Origin of the sequence: Aeromonas sp. R9-2 (genome assembly GCF_040908025.1) — a bacterium.
Lineage (GTDB): Bacteria > Pseudomonadota > Gammaproteobacteria > Enterobacterales > Aeromonadaceae > Aeromonas > Aeromonas veronii.
On record NZ_JBFOCX010000024.1, the window covers coordinates 295,530 to 312,222 of the forward strand.

General features: G+C 61.7%; 12 protein-coding genes and 1 tRNA gene. All 13 read right to left on the reverse strand.

Translation table 11 applies throughout. The annotated features are described in order from the left end of the window. Nucleotides 1–5: 5 nt before the first annotated feature. The 13 genes from hypF to kup all read right to left on the reverse strand — a co-directional run bounded on the left by hypF (nt 6) and on the right by kup (nt 16,487). Nucleotides 6–2,444: a carbamoyltransferase HypF gene (gene hypF / locus AB5Y71_RS10455; protein ID WP_368171514.1), complete on the reverse strand. Its 2,439-nt coding sequence runs from the start codon at nt 2,442–2,444 to the stop codon at nt 6–8. Next, on the reverse strand, nt 2,441–4,336 hold the full coding sequence (gene selB, locus AB5Y71_RS10460) for a selenocysteine-specific translation elongation factor (protein WP_368171515.1): 1,896 nt from the start codon (nt 4,334–4,336) through the stop codon (nt 2,441–2,443). Before selB ends, hypF begins: the two co-directional genes overlap by 4 nt. Before the next feature lie 4 nt (nt 4,337–4,340). Continuing rightward, nucleotides 4,341–5,810, reverse strand: coding sequence for an L-seryl-tRNA(Sec) selenium transferase (gene selA, locus AB5Y71_RS10465; protein ID WP_368171516.1), 1,470 nt, complete (start codon nt 5,808–5,810; stop codon nt 4,341–4,343). A 314-nt stretch (nt 5,811–6,124) separates the two neighbouring features. Continuing rightward, a tRNA-Sec gene (locus tag AB5Y71_RS10470) sits at nt 6,125–6,216 on the reverse strand. Nucleotides 6,217–6,429: 213 nt separating this feature from the next. Next, nucleotides 6,430–6,921 carry a hydrogenase maturation peptidase HycI gene (gene hycI / locus AB5Y71_RS10475; protein ID WP_368171517.1) on the reverse strand — a complete coding sequence of 164 codons (492 nt, stop codon included), beginning with the start codon at nt 6,919–6,921 and terminating at the stop codon, nt 6,430–6,432. Continuing rightward, nucleotides 6,921–7,334 (reverse strand): formate hydrogenlyase maturation HycH family protein, encoded by a 414-nt coding sequence (locus tag AB5Y71_RS10480; protein WP_236563238.1) that lies wholly within the window; start codon nt 7,332–7,334, stop codon nt 6,921–6,923. Before AB5Y71_RS10480 ends, hycI begins: the two co-directional genes overlap by 1 nt. Beyond that, on the reverse strand, nt 7,327–8,142 hold the full coding sequence (locus AB5Y71_RS10485; protein WP_024944977.1) for an NADH-quinone oxidoreductase subunit B family protein: 816 nt from the start codon (nt 8,140–8,142) through the stop codon (nt 7,327–7,329). Before AB5Y71_RS10485 ends, AB5Y71_RS10480 begins: the two co-directional genes overlap by 8 nt. Continuing rightward, nucleotides 8,142–8,720, reverse strand: coding sequence for a formate hydrogenlyase complex iron-sulfur subunit (locus AB5Y71_RS10490; RefSeq protein ID WP_368171518.1), 579 nt, complete (start codon nt 8,718–8,720; stop codon nt 8,142–8,144). The genes AB5Y71_RS10485 and AB5Y71_RS10490 overlap by 1 nt, the downstream gene beginning before the upstream one ends. Before the next feature lie 9 nt (nt 8,721–8,729). After that, on the reverse strand, nt 8,730–10,448 hold the full coding sequence (locus AB5Y71_RS10495) for a hydrogenase large subunit (protein ID WP_335817110.1): 1,719 nt from the start codon (nt 10,446–10,448) through the stop codon (nt 8,730–8,732). 80 nt (nt 10,449–10,528) lie between these two features. Beyond that, nucleotides 10,529–11,482 carry a respiratory chain complex I subunit 1 family protein gene (locus tag AB5Y71_RS10500; RefSeq protein WP_368171519.1) on the reverse strand — a complete coding sequence of 318 codons (954 nt, stop codon included), beginning with the start codon at nt 11,480–11,482 and terminating at the stop codon, nt 10,529–10,531. A 1-nt stretch (nt 11,483) separates the two neighbouring features. Further along, nucleotides 11,484–13,355 carry a hydrogenase 4 subunit B gene (hyfB, locus tag AB5Y71_RS10505; RefSeq protein WP_368171520.1) on the reverse strand — a complete coding sequence of 624 codons (1,872 nt, stop codon included), beginning with the start codon at nt 13,353–13,355 and terminating at the stop codon, nt 11,484–11,486. After that, on the reverse strand, nt 13,355–14,020 hold the full coding sequence (locus AB5Y71_RS10510) for a 4Fe-4S dicluster domain-containing protein (RefSeq protein ID WP_005333313.1): 666 nt from the start codon (nt 14,018–14,020) through the stop codon (nt 13,355–13,357). The genes hyfB and AB5Y71_RS10510 overlap by 1 nt, the downstream gene beginning before the upstream one ends. A gap of 598 nt (nt 14,021–14,618) precedes the next feature. Further along, nucleotides 14,619–16,487 carry a low affinity potassium transporter Kup gene (kup, locus tag AB5Y71_RS10515; protein WP_368171521.1) on the reverse strand — a complete coding sequence of 623 codons (1,869 nt, stop codon included), beginning with the start codon at nt 16,485–16,487 and terminating at the stop codon, nt 14,619–14,621. Nucleotides 16,488–16,693: the final 206 nt, after the last annotated feature.

The window sequence follows — 16,693 nt, forward strand, 5'->3', positions numbered from 1 at the left end:
GGATTTCAGGACTCCGACAAGGTGGCACAACCGGCTGTGGTTGGGCGGTGCGTGGCAAGATGGTGGATGGCAAACCAGAGCTGACCGGCGGCGATTCCACCGTCATTGAGCGGCAGGGTTTCGCTGGTCAATACCTGCCGGCCGGCGGCTTCGAGAGCGGGCAACAGCTGGTCCATCAGCACCCGGTTTTGAAAGACGCCGCCCCCGAGCGCCACCGGATAGCCAGGGAAGTGCTCGGCCAGGGCGATGACCAGATTGCTGATGGCGCGGATATAACCGGCGGCCAGGCTGGCAGTGGCGGTGCCTTTGCTTTGTTCGTTGATAAGAGTATTGAGCAGCTCTGCCCACTCGATATGCAGCGGCCCCTCTGCGCTCTGGTGCAGGCCAAAGGCAAGGGGGAAGGGCGCTTCATCGGGGGCCAGCTGCAAGGCGGCAGCCTCCAGCAGAAGACCCGTTTCGCCCTCGTAATCGGGGGTGTCGATCACCCCCAAGAGTGCCGCCACCGCATCGAATAGCCGGCCGATGGAACTGGTGTAAGGGGCGTTGCGACCGAGATGCCAGAGCTGGTGCAGGTTGCGGATCCGCTCTATAGGCAGTTTGTTGATCAACGGAATATCGAGGGTGCTGATCTCCTCAGGGCTGTGCGATTCAAACAGCAGCCCCAGCAGCTGGCGCACCGGCTCGCGAATGGCCGCCTCGCCGCCGATCAGCTTGAAAGGCGCGAGGTGGGCAACACGCGTAAAGCCCTTCACATCGGCCAGCAGCAGCTCGCCGCCCCAGAGGGTGCCGTCATCGCCAAGGCCGGTGCCATCGAAGGCAACCCCCAGCACCGGGCCAGTGATGTCGTGCTCGGCCATCACCCCCAGCAGGTGGGCGTGATGGTGCTGCACCTCGAGGTGGGTTGCACCCTGATCCTGGCAATAGCTTTTGGCCCACTGGTGGCTGAGGTAGCCGGGGTGGCGATCCGAGACCAGAACTTCGGGCTTGAGATCGTAGAGATCGCGAAAGGTGGCCAGGGTCTGCTCGAAGTGCTCCTGCATCGGCAGGCTGTGCAGATCGCCGATATAGGGGCTGTAGATGCGCTGGCGGCCGAAGGCGAGCGCCAGCTGGTTCTTCTGCTGCACCCCGACTGCCAAGAGCGGCACCTTGACCGCCTGTTGCAGGCTGGGAGTGCAGGGGGCATAGCCCCGGGCCAGCCGCAACGTCTGGCGTCGCCCGCCTGCCCACTGCACCAGACTGTCGTCGCACGGGTGCAGGATAGGGCGGTTGTGATCCAGGATGCCGTCAATCTCGCTGCCGAGTTCCCTGACCACCGCCTCGCACTCGATAAGGATTGGGCTGCCGCGACCATTGGCGCTGGTGGCCACCAGCGGCATGGCGCAGGCATCCAACAGCAGCTGATGGAGCGGGGTATAGGGGAGCATGACGCCAAGGTAGGGGATGCCGGGGGCGATCCCCTCGGCCAGCGGCGCGGCTGACGGTCCAGATTCTGAGTGCCGATCATCGTTTTTGCGCTTGCGCAGCAAGGTGATGGGTCTGGCCTGAGAGGCGAGCAGCGTCCACTCTGCCTCGCAGCCGGTGACATGCAATTTGGCCTCGGCAAGGGAGCCCATCATCACCGCCAGTGGTTTGCGCGCGCGCCGCTTGAGTGTTCGCAATCTGGCAACACGCTGTTCATTGCGGGCATCACACATCAGGTGATAACCCCCCATGCCCTTGACCGCAATCAGCGCCCCCGCTTGCAGGGCGCTTGCAGCGGCCTGCAGGGCATCCTCGCGCTCGGCCAGCGCATCGCCATAGCCGCTGCGCCAGCTGAGATGGGGCCCGCACTCGGGGCAGCTCACCGGCTGGGCGTGGTAGCGTCTGTCCAGCGGGTTTTCATAGGCCGCCGCACAGCGCCGGCACATGGCAAAACCGGCCATGGCAGTGTGGGGGCGGTCGTAGGGGAGGCGGCGGATGATGGTGTAGCGCGGGCCGCAGTGGGTGCAGTTGGTAAAGGGGTAGTGATGGTGGCGATCGTTGGGGTTGGCCACATCCCGGGCGCACGCCTCGCACATGCCCTGATCCGGCGAGATGGCGACCGTGGCCGCGCTCTGCTGCTGGCTCGCTTTAATTCGAAACTGGCCATGAAATTGGCCATCGAAGTCGGGATCATGAGCGAGGGGCCGTTCCCGCTCGCTGAAATGATCGATACGGCTTAAGGGCGGCGCCAGTTCCCGCAGTTCGCGGGCAAAGCTGGCGAGCTGCTCGGGGGAACCCTCGGCGCCTATGGTGACGCCATTGGCGTCGTTCAGTACATAGCCAGCAAGGCCGTGGCGCAGCGCCAGCCCATAGACGAAGGGGCGAAAGCCGACCCCCTGAACTATGCCGTCGATATGAAATTCGCGGCGCAGCCGGTTGGCCACAGGATTGGAAGAGCCAGAGGGGGCGATGATGGCGCTCATGCCGGCTCCATCTCATCTTGAGTCTGCGGCAGACGCAGCACTCGGCGCTCGTTCTCCTCGCGCCGCACCCAGCCATCCATCTCCATGCGCAGGCAGAACGGAATGGCGTATTTACGCGACAAGCCGGTGATCTCCTTGAGGGATGCCATGTCGATCAGATCTCCCACCTGCTGGCCCGCCAGCACTTCGGCGACCATCTGGTTGTAAAGCTCGGCGTCGTAGTAGATGGGGCCATCGAGCTGCACCAGATACTTGAGTCGCGCCAGGTTGCGCAGTTGCTTTTGCAACGCGCCTTTTTGTTGCAAGCCCTGCTGCAGGGCTGCGGGCAGCTTGCGGGTGATAAAGGGATCCAGCTCCACACCACCGGGGCCCAGTTTACCGGGCTCGTAACCCTCCTTGCCTTGATCTCGCACCACCTTGAGCACCAGCTGCGCCTCTTCCCCCAGATCATCTTCCGACTCGCCGCTGCCCGGCTGCCACTTGTCATGGTGCAGGCGAACAAGCTGCTCGTTCTTGAGTTTCTGGAGCAGGGCCTGAATGACCGGCAGGGCGATGCCAAAGCGGGTTGCCAGCTCGGCGGCACTCAGCGGTTCGCTGGCCAGCGTAGCCAGCAGCTGGTCGCGGCTCTGGGCCAGCCAGCAGTTATCCAGCAGCCAGTCACCGAGGGGGGTGACCTGCTCTGGCCGCTGGTCAAAGCGGCTAGCCTGCACATAGCCATTGAGGCCAAGCTGCAGGGTGGCCGGGTTGTAGTGTTCGAGCTCATCTGGCAGCTCACCCAGCAGGGCGTGCAGCGCCTTGCGTCTGGCGGGATGGATGTCACCGCACCAGACGATACGGGCGCCGTGCAGCAGTTCGCTGCTGCCGTGGCGAATGATGGCGAGCGGCTGGCCAAAGAAGCAGGGGATGGTGCTGGTAAAGATCAGCCGCGCCAGCCGGGTGTTTTTTATTGGCACAAAGCGCGCCCGGCCATGCCAGCTGCCAAGGGCTACTTCGACCTCCTTGTTGTGCAGAGAGGGGCGCAGCGCCTTGCCGCTCAGGCTCTCGGCGTTGAGTCGCACGATAAGGTGGGTTGCCGCCTCGCACTGGCCAGCGGCGTTGGTAAGGCAGTGGCCGCGAGCCACCTCCTTGTGGGGCACTTTTTTAAGGCCCACCGCCACCCGACAGACGGCGCCGATCTCGTCGACGCTCTGGTGATAGGCCTGCAGGGAGCGCACCTGCACTTCCCGATCGGCGGGGTAGAGGCGCAGCTTGTCCCCCACCTTGAGGCTGCCCTGCTGCAAGGTGCCGGTAAGCACTGTGCCGGTGCCGTTGGCGGTAAAGACACGATCAACATAGAGGCGCGGTGCGCCCTGCTCGCGGGCAGCTTGTGAGGCTGGCAGATCGGCCAGCTGACGTACGATAGCGGCGTGTAGGGCAGCCATATTGGCGCCGGTTTTGGCGCTGACGCTGACGATATCGGGCACCATGCCGCTCTCGTCCATCACCCGCTCCAGCAGGCTCTCTTCCAACAGCAAAAGCTCGTCGGAGCTGACCAGATCGCACTTGTTGATGCAGACCAAGAGGCGCGGCACCCCCATCGCCTTGAGCAGGCGCAGGTGATCGCCGGTCATCGGCATCCACCCCTCGTCGGCGGCAATCACCAGCAGCACCAGATCCAGACTCCAGAGCCCCGCCACCATGTTGCGGATATAACGCTCGTGGCCGGGCACGTCGATGACGCCTATGGTGTTGCCCTGACCGTCGTCGAAGTGGGCAAAGCCGAGATCCTGGGTCATGCCGATGGCCTGCTCATGGGCGCGGGCGGTGGTGATGCCGGTGAGGGCCTGGATCAGCAGGGTCTTGCCGTGATCCACGTGGCCAGCAAGACCGATAACGGCGCGATAGGGGGTCATGGGATCAAGGCTCCTCGGTCGCAGTGGTCGGGCTGGGCAGCAGCAGCTCTTTGAGTTGGGCGATAAGCAGTTCCATCTCGGTCGGCAGCAGGGTGGCCATATTGAGCAGTACCTTCTGCTGGCGCACGGTGGCAATCACCGGGACGGGGAGTTCGCGCAGGGCATCGAGCAACTGCTGGGCCGGACGCGGGTCGGTGCACTCCAGCGCCGGTGCCGGATAAAACTCGTCCGGCAGGGTGCCGCCACCCACCACCAGCTGGGCGGGAACGGGCACAAAGCAGCCGGGCAGGGCTGCCATCAGCTGATCGGCTCGCGCCTGCATGGCAGTCGGGTTGCTCAAGGTGCGCTGGGCGATACCCTCGCCGACGGGAGATTTGTTGAGCTTGTGGATGAGCAGGCGTTCGAGCAGGGAGTAGACGATGCGGCTCGGGCGGAAGGTACGCATCATGGGGTGTTTTTCCAGCCGCTTGATAAGATCGCTGCGGCCGCTGATGATGCCCGATTGCGGGCCACCAAGCAGCTTGTCGCCGGAATAGCAGACCAGATCTGCCCCCGCCTTGATGTACTGGCGCACCGAGGTTTCATCCGGTGCAAACTCTTCGGTGGTCAAGCCCGACCCCTGATCCACCGCCAGCACTACATGTTCGGGCAGGGCGCGGGCCACCTCGCCGATATCGGGGGATTCAGTAAAGCCGCGAATGGCGAAATTGGATCTGTGCACCATCAGCACCAGCGCGGTCTGATCGTTGATGGCATCGAGGTAATCTTTGGCGGTAGTGATATTGGTAGTGCCCACCTCCACCAGTTTGGCACCGGAGAGCGCCAGAATATCGGGAATGCGAAAGCCGCCGCCAATCTGGATCTGCTCGCCGCGCGAGACGATCACCTCGCGCCCCTTGGCCACCTCCTGCAGCAGCAAAAAGAGCGAAGCGGCGTTGTTGTTGACCACCAGCGAATCCTCGGCCTGGGTGAGGCAACGGAGCAGGGGGGCGATCAGCCCCTTGCGCCCGCCGCGCTTGCCGGTGGCGAGATCCAGCTCCAGATTGTTGTACCCGGTGTTGAGGTCACGCACCTCGTCCCACAGCTCGTGACTTAATGGCGAGCGCCCCAGATTGGTATGCACCAGGGTGCCGGTGGCGTTGATCACCCGGGTTTGACGCTGGCGCAACTGCTGTCGGCAACGCTTGGCAATCAGCGCCTCGATCTGCTCGGGGGCAACGCCATGTTGGCGAAAATCTTCGCTCTGGCGCAGCTCGCTCAGGGTATCGCGCACCGCCTGAGTCACCAACGGGCGGCTGAGTTCATCGATAAACCTAGCGAGAAAGGGTTGCTGCAGCAGCTGTTCCACTTGCGGCAAACGGCGCGTTGGTTGCTGGCCGGGCTGTTGCTGAGAATCTGGCTGTGAATCGTCGGCAGCCTGACCTGATGCGGGCTGGCGGTGGGGGATGGCTGGCGCGTGAGACGAGTTCGGCATGGGATTACCAGTGCAGTGCGTGGGTTCGGGAGGCGCACCGGTTTGCCGATAGAGAGGCCGAGCTGACGGGTTATGGCACTGCTGGCGATTTGCGGATGAGTGCAAACTGGGTGCATTAATGAGCGGGTATAAATTAATGCTGCATCAATGCTGATAAATTAATTTTTGGCCAGCGAGATAACCTGAGTTCGGATTATATTGGCAAGCGGCAAGCACCTTTTTTAAGGTATTACTTCAAACATATTGAACAAACAATGGAAATAACATCCAGGCCGAAAAATTCAGCGGGAGAGTATTTGTTCAATAGATAAATTTGGCGGAAGAGGCAGGAATCGAACCTGCCAAAGCCTTCTCGGCTCACATCGGTTTTGAAGACCGAGGAGGCCACCAGACCCCATCAACTTCCGTAACGGTCGCCATTTTGTGGCAAATTTCTGTGACTGGCAACGCTTTTTTTGTCATAAAAAAGCGAGGGTTAGCGATTTTTTGAAAAAATAAAAGAACCTTGTTTTATATCAAGTTCAGCACAATTAGCCCGATGTTTTTAATTTAACATCGGGCCTCGATCACATTGCCGAAATCGTTGATCAATAACGGTCGTTAACAACTCGATAAATAATCACCGCTTGGCGTTGGAAATATTCCAGCTGTCCAGTTTCTCTATTAACAAGTCGGTATCCTTGGCGGCATCAAGGTGCTGATAAAGATAATCCATCGCCTCGCTCACCATCTCGGTCATCGGGAAGGAGAACGCTACGATGGCCGGTTGTACCCCGACAAAGATCACCTCGGGGACAAAGGTCTTGAGCTCGTCGATCAGGAAATTGAGCGGCATATTGTGGGTCGAGAAGATAAACATCTCGGCGATGGTCTCGGGGGGGATCACCTGCAGGGTACCCGCCTTCTCGCCGATCTCGGCGGCATCCACCAGCACCACCCGCTCCGGTTGCAGCTCCCGCACCTTGTAGACCACATTTTCCGGCGCGATGCCGCCGTCGATATGGATCCAGCCGGACAGGGGGGCGGCCTGCAGTTTGTCGGCAAGATAGGGGCCGGCACCGTCGTCCCCCATCATGGCATTGCCCACGGTCAACACGAGATTGCAGCCCATCAGCGGCTCCTTACCATCAGGTACATATGGGGGTCGTTAAAGAGGGCGGTGAGCTGATCCATAAAGGTATTGGTCCAGCCAAGCTCTTGCTCATCGAGCACATTGTCGGCTTTGCGCAGTCGGTCGAAGGCGCAGGCCAGCATATGGCAGTGCTCGCGATAGATGGTGATCTCGCCAAAGGTGAGAAACCCCTCCATCTTGCGGCGCGCTTCGCTCCCCTCTGGCAGCTTGGCTACCCAGTCGCGATAACCGATCAGCGAGCAGACCAGGTCTGCTCGCAGGCAATCGACAATGCCGAGGTGGTGGCCGATGGCGAGGCTGTAGTACATCACCTCCCTGGCCTCTTCCGGCACGTCGAACTGCTCGTCGACGAACTTGCGCGAGAGGCGATAGAAAAAAACCTCGTCAGCCATGCACCGCCTCTCCCTTGCCGGCCGCCCGGTTGAGACAGGCGTTTGCGAGGTTGTTGACGATCTCCGCCAGGCGGGGATCGTCGTGCTGATCGAGGTAGCTCTGGATGCGCAGATCCACATCCTGCTGGGTTGCCCCTTCGAGCAGGGCCATAAACTCGTCGGCGATGATCCGCCCCTGACGATAACCGGCCATGCGGCGCGCTTCACGTTCGATCATCACCCGGATTTCATTGGGGATGCCGGTGTGGCGCAGTTCGACCCGTTCACCCGGTTGCACCTCGTGGCTGGTGGCTTTGAGTTTCTGCTCAAGCAGACCGAGCGCCACGGCAAAGCCGTAGATGGTGGCTGCCGGAGTGGGGGGGCAGCCGGGGATATAGACATCCACCGGCACGATCTTGTCGGTGCCGCCCCATACGCAGTAGAGGTCGTGGAAGATGCCACCGTCACAGCCGCAGGCGCCGTAGGCGATGCAGATCTTGGGATCGGGCGCCGCCTCGTAGGCACGCAGGGCCGGCACCCGCATCGCCCGAGTCACCGCGCCGGTAAAGAGCAGGATGTCGGCGTGGCGGGGGGAGGCGACCACCTTGATGCCGAAACGCTCGGCATCAAACAGCGGGGTGATGGTGGCGAAGATCTCGATCTCGCAGGCGTTGCAGCCGCCGCAATCGACCCGGTAGACATAGGCCGAGCGGCGAATGTCCTTGAGCAGGGTCTTCTTGAGTTTGGTGATCTCGGGATCCTGTGCCAGCGGCACGGCGCGGGTATGGGCATAGCCGACAACCGGTTCTATGCCTTTGATCTTGCTCATCACATCCACTCCTTTTGTGCGGCCATCGGTGTGGCTATCGGTGTGATCAGGGCCGAGTCAGGCTGGCTCAGCATGCTCTGTTTTCGTTTGCAGTCGGGGCAGTGGTGCAGTCGCTCTGGCGGCGCAAGCGGCTTGGCATCGCGAGCGAGCGGCGTGCCCGCCTGCTTGAGGGTGTCCTCCACCAGCGCCACCAGCTTGCTCGGGGCAAAGTAGGTGCCGCACAGGGTGCAGGGGGCCAGCGCGAAGCGGGCCTCCTCATAGAGGTCCGCCTTGTTGGTCACCGCCAGCTCGAACTCGGGGGAGAGGGCGATGGCGCGGGTCGGGCAGACCTCCTCGCAGCGGCCGCAGAAGATGCAGCGCGCCATGGAGATCTCCCAGCGCCGTTCGCCGGTCTCCATATCCACTTCCATCACCAGCGCATTGGCCGGGCAGGCCTTGGTGCAGGCGGCGCAGGCGATGCACTGATCCGCCTGATATTTCGGTTTGCCGCGAAAATCCCGGTTCACCTCGTAAGGGGCGAAGGGGTACTTGGCGGTCGGGGTGCCAGCCTTGAGGATGGTCTTGAACAGCTTGGTCATGATGACCCCTTATTTCAGCGGAGAGTTTTTGCGATCGATGCCGTAGCGCTCGATCTCCTTGTAGGAGACCACGGTGGATTTGCCCTTCTTGGGGTCGACCAGGGTGACCCGATCGGTACAGGAGTAGCAGGGATCCAGACTGCCGATGATGAGCGGTGCATCCGCCACGGTATTGCCGCGCAGCATGTAGCGCAGGGCGGGCCAGTTGGCGTAGGTGGCGGCGCGGCAGCGCCAGCGGAACAACTTCTGGTTGTCCCCGGTCATGCTCCAGTGGACGTTCTCGCCGCGGGGCGCCTCGGTAAAGCCCAGCGCAAACTTGCCCGGCTGGTAGGTGAACCCTTCGGTCAAAAGCGGTCCTTCCGGCAGGTGCTCCAGGCCGAACTCAATCATGTCGAGGGAGTCGTAGAGCTCGTGGATCCGCACCAGCACCCGGGATTGCACGTCGCAACCCGCCTTGGTCTGGATCTCCATCGGCAGCTCGCGGTAGCCGGCAAAGTCGTGAACCCGACGCACGTCGCGCTTGAAGCCGCTCGCCCGCACCATGGGGCCGACGCAGCTGAAATCGCGGGCAATTTGCGGCTCGAGCTTGCCGATACCGATGAGGCGGGAAGAGATGTTGGCGGTATCCAGCAGCATGGCCACCAGGGGTTTGAGCTCATCACGCAGCTCCCGTACCAGCTGGGCACCCTTGATGCGATCTTCCTTGAAGATGTCGCGGCGTACCCCACCAATCAGGTTGAGGCCATAGGTCTTGCGGGCACCGGTCAGCAGCTCGGCTAGGGTCATGGATTTCTCCCGTACCCGGAAGAATTGCATAAAGCCGGTGTCGAAACCGGTGAAGTGGCTAGACAGGCCGATGTTGAGGATATGGCTGTGCAGGCGCTCCACTTCCAGCAGCACGGCGCGGATCATCTTGGCCCGCTCCGGCACCTTAATGCCCATGGCGTTCTCCACCGAGGTGGTGTAGGCGACGCTGTGGGTAAAACCGCAGATGCCGCAGACCCGGTCGGTCAGAAACGCCACTTCGTTGTAGCCCATGCGGGTTTCCGCCAGCTTCTCCATGCCGCGATGGACATAGAAGAGGCGGTAGTCGGCATCGATGATGTCTTCCCCGTCGACGAACAGACGAAAGTGGCCCGGTTCATCCGAGGTGATGTGCAGTGGGCCGACCGGCACGATGCGGTTGGCATCACTGCCGAGCTCGTTGACGAAGGGGTAGGTCTCGGTGTCGGTGGTGGGCATGGGGCGCTGGCGGTAATCCATGGCGTCCTTGCGCAGGGGGTGGATATCCTCCGGCCAGTCGTCCGGCAGCACCAGACGGCGTTCGTCCGGCAGGCCGATGGCGCGCAGGCCGTACATGTCGCGGATCTCCCGCTCGCCCCACACCGCCGCCGGAATGGTCGGGGTGATGGAGGGGTACTCCTGGGTATCGGCATCCACCAGCACCTTGACGGTGATCCAGCACTTGGTGTCGCCCTCCATGGAGAAGACGTGGTAGACGGCGAAGTGGCCGTTGAGGCTGCGCTCGTCATTGGCAAAGGAGAGCGGAAGCCAGCCCCCCAGCTGATGGAAGATCAGGCTGGCGGTCTCGACCAGACTGGTGGGTTTGACGGTGATGGTGGCCTGATCGGCGGTTTGCCACTCCTCGTCGACGATGGCGTGGGGCAGTTGTGCTCGCACCTGCTGGATGTAGTCGCAGCCGATGCGATCCGAAATGGCGATGGTCATGCAGTTCTCACTTTAATGTTCGGGAATGAGCATTCACAAATGATGAAATCGAAAAAAGGTGCTGTGCTGGCGGGCATGGTTCAGACCCCGACCAGATAGGCGAGCAGCGCCAGCAGGGCCAGCCCCAACCCGTAGCGGGTGAGCTTGTGGGTGCGCACGAACTGGGTACGGGCCATGGCGTTTTCGATGATGCCGGCTAGCAAAAATGCCACCAGCAGCTTGCAGGCGAGGATCAGCGCCGCGCCGATGAGCGCAGGCAGACTCCAGTTGGCCGCCTTGCCGAAGGGGAGGAAAATGACCAGAAAGAGCTGCACCACCACCAGTTGCTTGAGGCCGATGGAGAGCTTGAGCAGGGCCAGGCCCGCACCGGAATACTCGGTGAGCGGCCCCTCCTGCAACTCCTGCTCGGCTTCGGCGCAGTCAAAGGGCAGCTTGCCCATCTCGACAAACACCGCGAAGGCGCAGGCGGCGCCGGCCAGCAGGGTAGCGATGGGCGCGGCCAGCGGCTGGGTCGCCACATAACTGCTGATATTGCCCAGATCCGAGCTGCCCACCATCATCGCCATGATGAAGCAGGCGAGCACCAGAATGGGCTCCACCAGAATGCCCAGCGTCAGCTCGCGGCGGGCGCCGATCCCTGCAAACATGCTGCCGCTGTCGAGCCCCGAGAGGGAGAAGAAGAAGCGGAAGATGGCGAACAGATAGATGTCGGTGATGAGATCCCCGGCGATAGGGAAGGGGGACTCATGAGTCAGGGTAGGCAGCGCCATCCCTACCAGCAAGAGAGCTGCGATGAGCAGCGCAGGCATCAGGTTGAAGATGATGCCGGCAGGCTCGGGGCTCACCTCCTGGCGGCGCAGGAGCTTGGCGATATCCCGGTAATCCTGCAGCAGGCCCGGCCCCTGACGGGAGTGCATCTTGGCCCGCAGCACCCGGTTAAAACCGGTAGCGAGCGGCGCCAGCGCCAGCATGGCGATGGCCTGGGTCAGGGCGAGGGCAACCATGCCCCAGCTCGGCATTTCAAGAACAGGCATATCAGACTCCTACAGCCATCAGGATAAAGAGCGCCAGCACAACGCCATGCAGCAACCAGCCAGTCGTCCCGCTGGTATCGCTCACCCCGTGCAGGGCGGTGGTCAGATCGAGCTGCGGCTGCTTGCGATAGAGCGGCGCGCAGAGTTGGCGCAAGGTGTGGGTGACACCGCCAGAGGTGAGGCTCATGCGCTCCTCATAGGCGTAACCACAGGCCCACGGGGTGCCAGCGTGACGACGACCCAGCTTGGGCCCCTTGAAGATGGTCAGTACCAGCAGCGGGATCAGGAACAGCCCCAGCAAGGTGATGGCGATAACGGGCGGGGAGAGGATCGCCTGGCTGCTATCGAGTGGCAGCAGGGTGGCGCCGGTGGCGACACTCATTTGGCTGGCAACCAAGGCTTGGCCATAGCTGGCGATATGGGGGGCAATCCAGGGGGCGCCCAGACCCAGCACCAGACAGACCGCGGCCAGCAGCAGGGTGCCTGCCACCATTGCGCCCGGCACTTCGCGGGCGTGGCTCGCTTTCTCGCTGCGCGGTGCGCCGCAGAAGCAGATGCCGTACACCTTGACGAAACACATCACCGCCATGGCGCCGGTCACCGCCAGCATCACTACCGCGAGCGGCGCGACGACAGAGGTGCCAAGTTTGGTCATGGAGAGCAGGGATTGATAGATAAACCACTCGCTGACAAAGCCGTTCAGTGGCGGCAGCGCCGAGATGGCCATGGCACCGATGAGGAACGCCAGCGCGGTCCAGGGCATCAGCTTGGCCAAGCCCCCCATCTTGTCCATGTCACGGGTGTGCAGGCGGAACATCACCGAGCCGGTGCCCATAAAGAGCAGGCTCTTGAAGATGGCGTGGTTGAGCAGGTGATAAAGCGCACCGAGCAGCCCCAGCACCACCAGCGCCGGCTGCTGGTTGGCGATGCCGATCATGCCGATGCCCATCCCCATCAGGATGATGCCGATGTTCTCCACAGTGTGGTAGGCGAGCAGCCGCTTGAGATCGTGCTCGGCCAGCGCAAACAGCACCCCGAGCACTGCCGAGCAGGCGCCGAAGATCAGTACCACATAGCCCCACCAGAGCTGGCTGGCGCCGAGAAAATCGATGCTGACCCGCAAGATGCCAAAGAGACCCAGCTTCACCATGACGCCAGACATCAGCGCCGAGATATGGGACGGCGCAACGGGCTCGGCCACCGGCAGCCAGCCGTGCAGCGGCACGAAACCGGCGCGCAGGCCAAAGCCGCAGAAGCTGAGCAGGAACACCAGGGAGGCCAATCCGCCCGCCAGATGGTGCTCGCGCAGCGCGGCGAACTCCAGCGAGCCGCTTTCACGGCAGAGCAGCCAGAAGGCGATCAGCACCAGCGCCATGCCGATATGGTTCATCACCAAGTAGAGACGGCTCTGTTTGGCGGCATCCGGGTTGGTCTTGACCAGCCAGTAGGTGGTGAGGGTCACCAGCTCGTAGCAGAGCAAGAAACCGAGTGCGTTGTCGGCCAGAACCATGCCCACCATGGCAAAGAGGAAGAGGTTCATCAGCGCACCGATGGCCACATCCCCCTTGCCCTGATATTCGCGGATATAGGCAAAGGAGTAGAGGGCGACGGCGACGCCGACGGTGCTAATCACCAGCAGCATCAGCGCGGCCAGCATGTCGAGGTGCACTGAGCCCAGCAGCCAGAGCTGGCCGTCGACGGGGGTGCCTTGAGCAAAGATCTGGATGGCGGCGACCAGACCCGCGAGTGACCCCAGCAGAGCAAAGCCGCTATTGAGGCGGTTGGCCAGTGCGGGCAGCTTTTGCAGCAGCAAACCGGCGGCAGCGCCCAGCAAAAAGAGCAGGAGCGTGGCCATAACAAGGGGGGACAACATCAGCGAACTCCCTCTGTGGTAGATAAATCGGATGCAGGGATCGCCGTGGCAGGCGCCGAGAAGGCGGAGGCTCCTTGCGGGTTGGTGTCGGCCGCTTGCTGGCGACGGATACGGGCGGCGCGTTCGGTGTCGCCGTCATTGACCAACTTCAGCGCCTGGGAGGGGCAGGCACCGACACAGGCCGGACCATCGGCGCGAAACTCGCACAGGTCGCACTTGACGGCGATGCTGCGCACACCCGGCTCCCAGCTCAGCAGATCCTCGCCAAAGCAGCGCAGGCCGGCGGAGGTGGAGGGGTTGCTGGAGCGGATGGAGCAGGGGATATAGGTGTCGTAACTGGTGGCCACGGCTACCGGACGGCTGCCGCCGCTCTGGATGGCGCCAAAGGGGCAGGCCACAGCGCAGAGATTGCAGCCGATGCAGAGCGACTCGTTGAGTTGCACGCAATCGCCGGTCTGGCGAATTGCCTCGACCGGGCACACCTTGATGCAGGGGGCATCGTCACAGTGACGGCACTGAACCGGCATGGTCGCCTGCTCGTGTCGCATAACGGTTAAACGGGGGGCTTGCTGCAAACCTTGCGCCTTGTGTACCTCGCTGCAGGCCGCCATACAGGTGCCACAGCCGATACAAAGCTTGGGGTCAGCGATAACGAAGCGGTTCATAGCCTACCTTGTCGTGTCGCGAACGGAGAAAGTAGGGGCAGATTGGCAAGATACGGGCCAGATTGGTTTCTGCAGAGAAATTGGTTTTAAGTGGCTGTTTTAAAATGAATAAAAATCTTCGTGTAGTTGAGTAAACGCGCTAATGTGGTTGTCGAACTGTGACGTTCGTCACTTGTGACGAAGCCGCCAAGAGGGTTCGTCACCTTGGAAAACGCAGCATAAGTAGGGTGCAAAGAACGAAGTGAATTGCACCTCTCCGACATATGTTCGCGGTGTACGACGCTGCGCTTGTTGCACCCTACGTCGGTGGTCTGTTCGGATAGAGTCCGTCAGTGTTGAAACCGTAGGTTCGATTAGCGAAGCGTAATCGGACGCACGAGAACGCAAACATATCGGCAGCATGCCGGGAGTAGGGTGCAATGAACGAAGTGAATTGCACCGTTGGCAACATATGGTCGTGGTGGTTTGCCCCCTTCTCCCCTCGGGGGAGAAGGGCCGGGGATGAGGGGGGGAGGTAATCGGGTGTAACGCAAACAACAGAGGGAGGCCAATGCCTCCCTCTCTACTTGCTGAGGTTTTCAATGCCATTAAGAGGCCATCAGATATCCACCTGGGATCCCAGCTCGATGACCCGGTTGGGCGGGATCTCGAACTGATCCGGGGCGCGCAGGGCGTTGCGCTGCAGCAGCATAAAGAGCTTGCCGCGCAGATAGAGATACCAGGGGCGGTCTTTCATGATGAGCGACTCGTGGGCCATAAAAAACGAGGTTTCCATCATCCGGCAGCTGAGCCCCTCGGCGTTGCAGCGGTGGAAGATCTCCTCCACGTTCGGGGTCTCGCGCCAGCCGTAGCTTGCTACCACCCGCCAGAAGGTGGGGGAGAGCTGCTCGATGCAGACCCGGCGCACATTGTGGACGTAGGGCACATCCTCCACCCGCAGGGTGAGCAGGATGATCCGCTCGTGCAGCACCTTGTTGTGCTTGAGGTTATGCAGCAGCGCATGAGGGATCACATTGACCACTCGCGACATATAGACGGCAGTGCCGGCCACCCGGGTCGGCGGGGATTTTTCCAGCGAGGCGATCATCGGCTCAAGGGAGTTGCCGTGCTCGTTCAGGCGACGAATAAGCTGGAAACGCTCGCTCTTCCAGCTGGTCATCACGGTGAACATCACAGCGCCCAGGGTGAGCGGCAGCCAGCCGCCGGAGAAGATCTTGGCGAGGTTGGCGGCAAAGAGCGGCACGTCGATACAGAGCAGCGCGGCAAACAGGATGGCCACCAGATACTTGTTCCAGTGCCAGCTGTTCTTGGCCACCGAGCAGGAGAGGATGGAGGTGAGCACCATGGTGCCGGTCACGGCGATGCCGTAGGCCGCCGCCAGATTGCTGGAGTGCTCGAAGCTCATGATGACGATCACCACCGAGATATAGAGCATCCAGTTGATGACCGGAATATAGATCTGGCCGGACTCCTGCTCGGAGGTATGAACGATGCGAATGGGGGAGAGATAACCGAGGCGCACCGCCTGCCGGGTCAGCGAAAAGACCCCGGAGATCACCGCCTGCGAGGCGATCACCGTCGCCATGGTCGCCAGCAGCAGCAGCGGCACCAGCGCCCATTTCGGCGCGAGCAGGAAGAAGGGGTTGGCAATGGCGGCGGGGTTACTCAGCAGCAGCGCCCCCTGACCGAAGTAGTTGAGTACCAGCGACGGCAACACCACGATAAACCAGGCGAGGCGAATTGGATTCTTGCCAAAGTGGCCCATATCCGCGTAGAGCGCCTCCACCCCGGTGATGGCCAGCACCACGGCGCCGAGGGCAAAGAAGGAGGTGGTCTGGTACTGGACAAAGAAGCGCACCGCCCAGATGGGGTTGAGCGCACCCAGCACCTCGGGGTTGTGGATGATGCCGCGCAGCCCCAGCACCGCCAGCGTCATAAACCAGATCAGCATGATGGGGGCAAACAGCTTGCCCACCATGGCGGTGCCATGTTTCTGGATGGCAAACAGCAGGGTCAGCACCAGCACCGAGAGGGTGACGATATAGGGGTCGAGGGCGGAGGTGAGAATGCTCAGACCCTCGATGGCCGACATCACCGACATCGCCGGGGTGATCACCACCTCGCCATAGAAGAAGCTGCCGCCAATCAGGCCGAGGATGATCAGCAGAGGCGTCCAGCGGGTGGAGGCGTTGCGGGTCGCCAGCGACATCAGGGTGAGAATGCCGCCCTCGCCGGCGTTGTCGGCCCGCATCACAAAGGAGAGGTACTTGACCGACACCACCAGGATCAGCAGCCAGAAGATCAGCGAGAGAAAGCCGAGAATGGAGGCCGGCTCGACGCCGAACCCGAATTGACCTGACAGGCACTCGCGCAAGGTATAGAGCGGGCTGGTGCCGATATCGCCATAGACTACGCCAATCGCCGCCAGCATAACGCCGGACATGGCTTGTTGTTTATCACAGTTCATGAGTTCATCTTGTCAGTTTGATGTTTACACGTTTGCCACAGCAGATCGCCCCGAACACATCAGGTATGTGTGGATACAACATCGGGGGAAATCAAAGGATTGCGATGGGAAGGGAGCTAATCGGATATAAAGATGCGTTTCATGGGACACAGTCTGTTCATCTGTCGTTAAGCTTATAATGACACACACTCTGCGGGTTCATGCTC

What these genes read in the sequence shown, in the direction of transcription:
- hypF (WP_368171514.1), bottom strand. Translation starts at nt 2,444, where the DNA reads ATGAGCGCCATCATCGCCCCCTCTGGCTCTTCCAATCCTGTGGCCAAC.
- selB (WP_368171515.1), bottom strand. Translation starts at nt 4,336, where the DNA reads ATGACCCCCTATCGCGCCGTTATCGGTCTTGCTGGCCACGTGGATCAC.
- selA (WP_368171516.1), bottom strand. Translation starts at nt 5,810, where the DNA reads ATGCCGAACTCGTCTCACGCGCCAGCCATCCCCCACCGCCAGCCCGCA.
- hycI (WP_368171517.1), bottom strand. Translation starts at nt 6,921, where the DNA reads ATGGGCTGCAATCTCGTGTTGACCGTGGGCAATGCCATGATGGGGGAC.
- AB5Y71_RS10480 (WP_236563238.1), bottom strand. Translation starts at nt 7,334, where the DNA reads ATGGCTGACGAGGTTTTTTTCTATCGCCTCTCGCGCAAGTTCGTCGAC.
- AB5Y71_RS10485 (WP_024944977.1), bottom strand. Translation starts at nt 8,142, where the DNA reads ATGAGCAAGATCAAAGGCATAGAACCGGTTGTCGGCTATGCCCATACC.
- AB5Y71_RS10490 (WP_368171518.1), bottom strand. Translation starts at nt 8,720, where the DNA reads ATGACCAAGCTGTTCAAGACCATCCTCAAGGCTGGCACCCCGACCGCC.
- AB5Y71_RS10495 (WP_335817110.1), bottom strand. Translation starts at nt 10,448, where the DNA reads ATGACCATCGCCATTTCGGATCGCATCGGCTGCGACTACATCCAGCAG.
- AB5Y71_RS10500 (WP_368171519.1), bottom strand. Translation starts at nt 11,482, where the DNA reads ATGCCTGTTCTTGAAATGCCGAGCTGGGGCATGGTTGCCCTCGCCCTG.
- hyfB (WP_368171520.1), bottom strand. Translation starts at nt 13,355, where the DNA reads ATGTTGTCCCCCCTTGTTATGGCCACGCTCCTGCTCTTTTTGCTGGGC.
- AB5Y71_RS10510 (WP_005333313.1), bottom strand. Translation starts at nt 14,020, where the DNA reads ATGAACCGCTTCGTTATCGCTGACCCCAAGCTTTGTATCGGCTGTGGC.
- kup (WP_368171521.1), bottom strand. Translation starts at nt 16,487, where the DNA reads ATGAACTGTGATAAACAACAAGCCATGTCCGGCGTTATGCTGGCGGCG.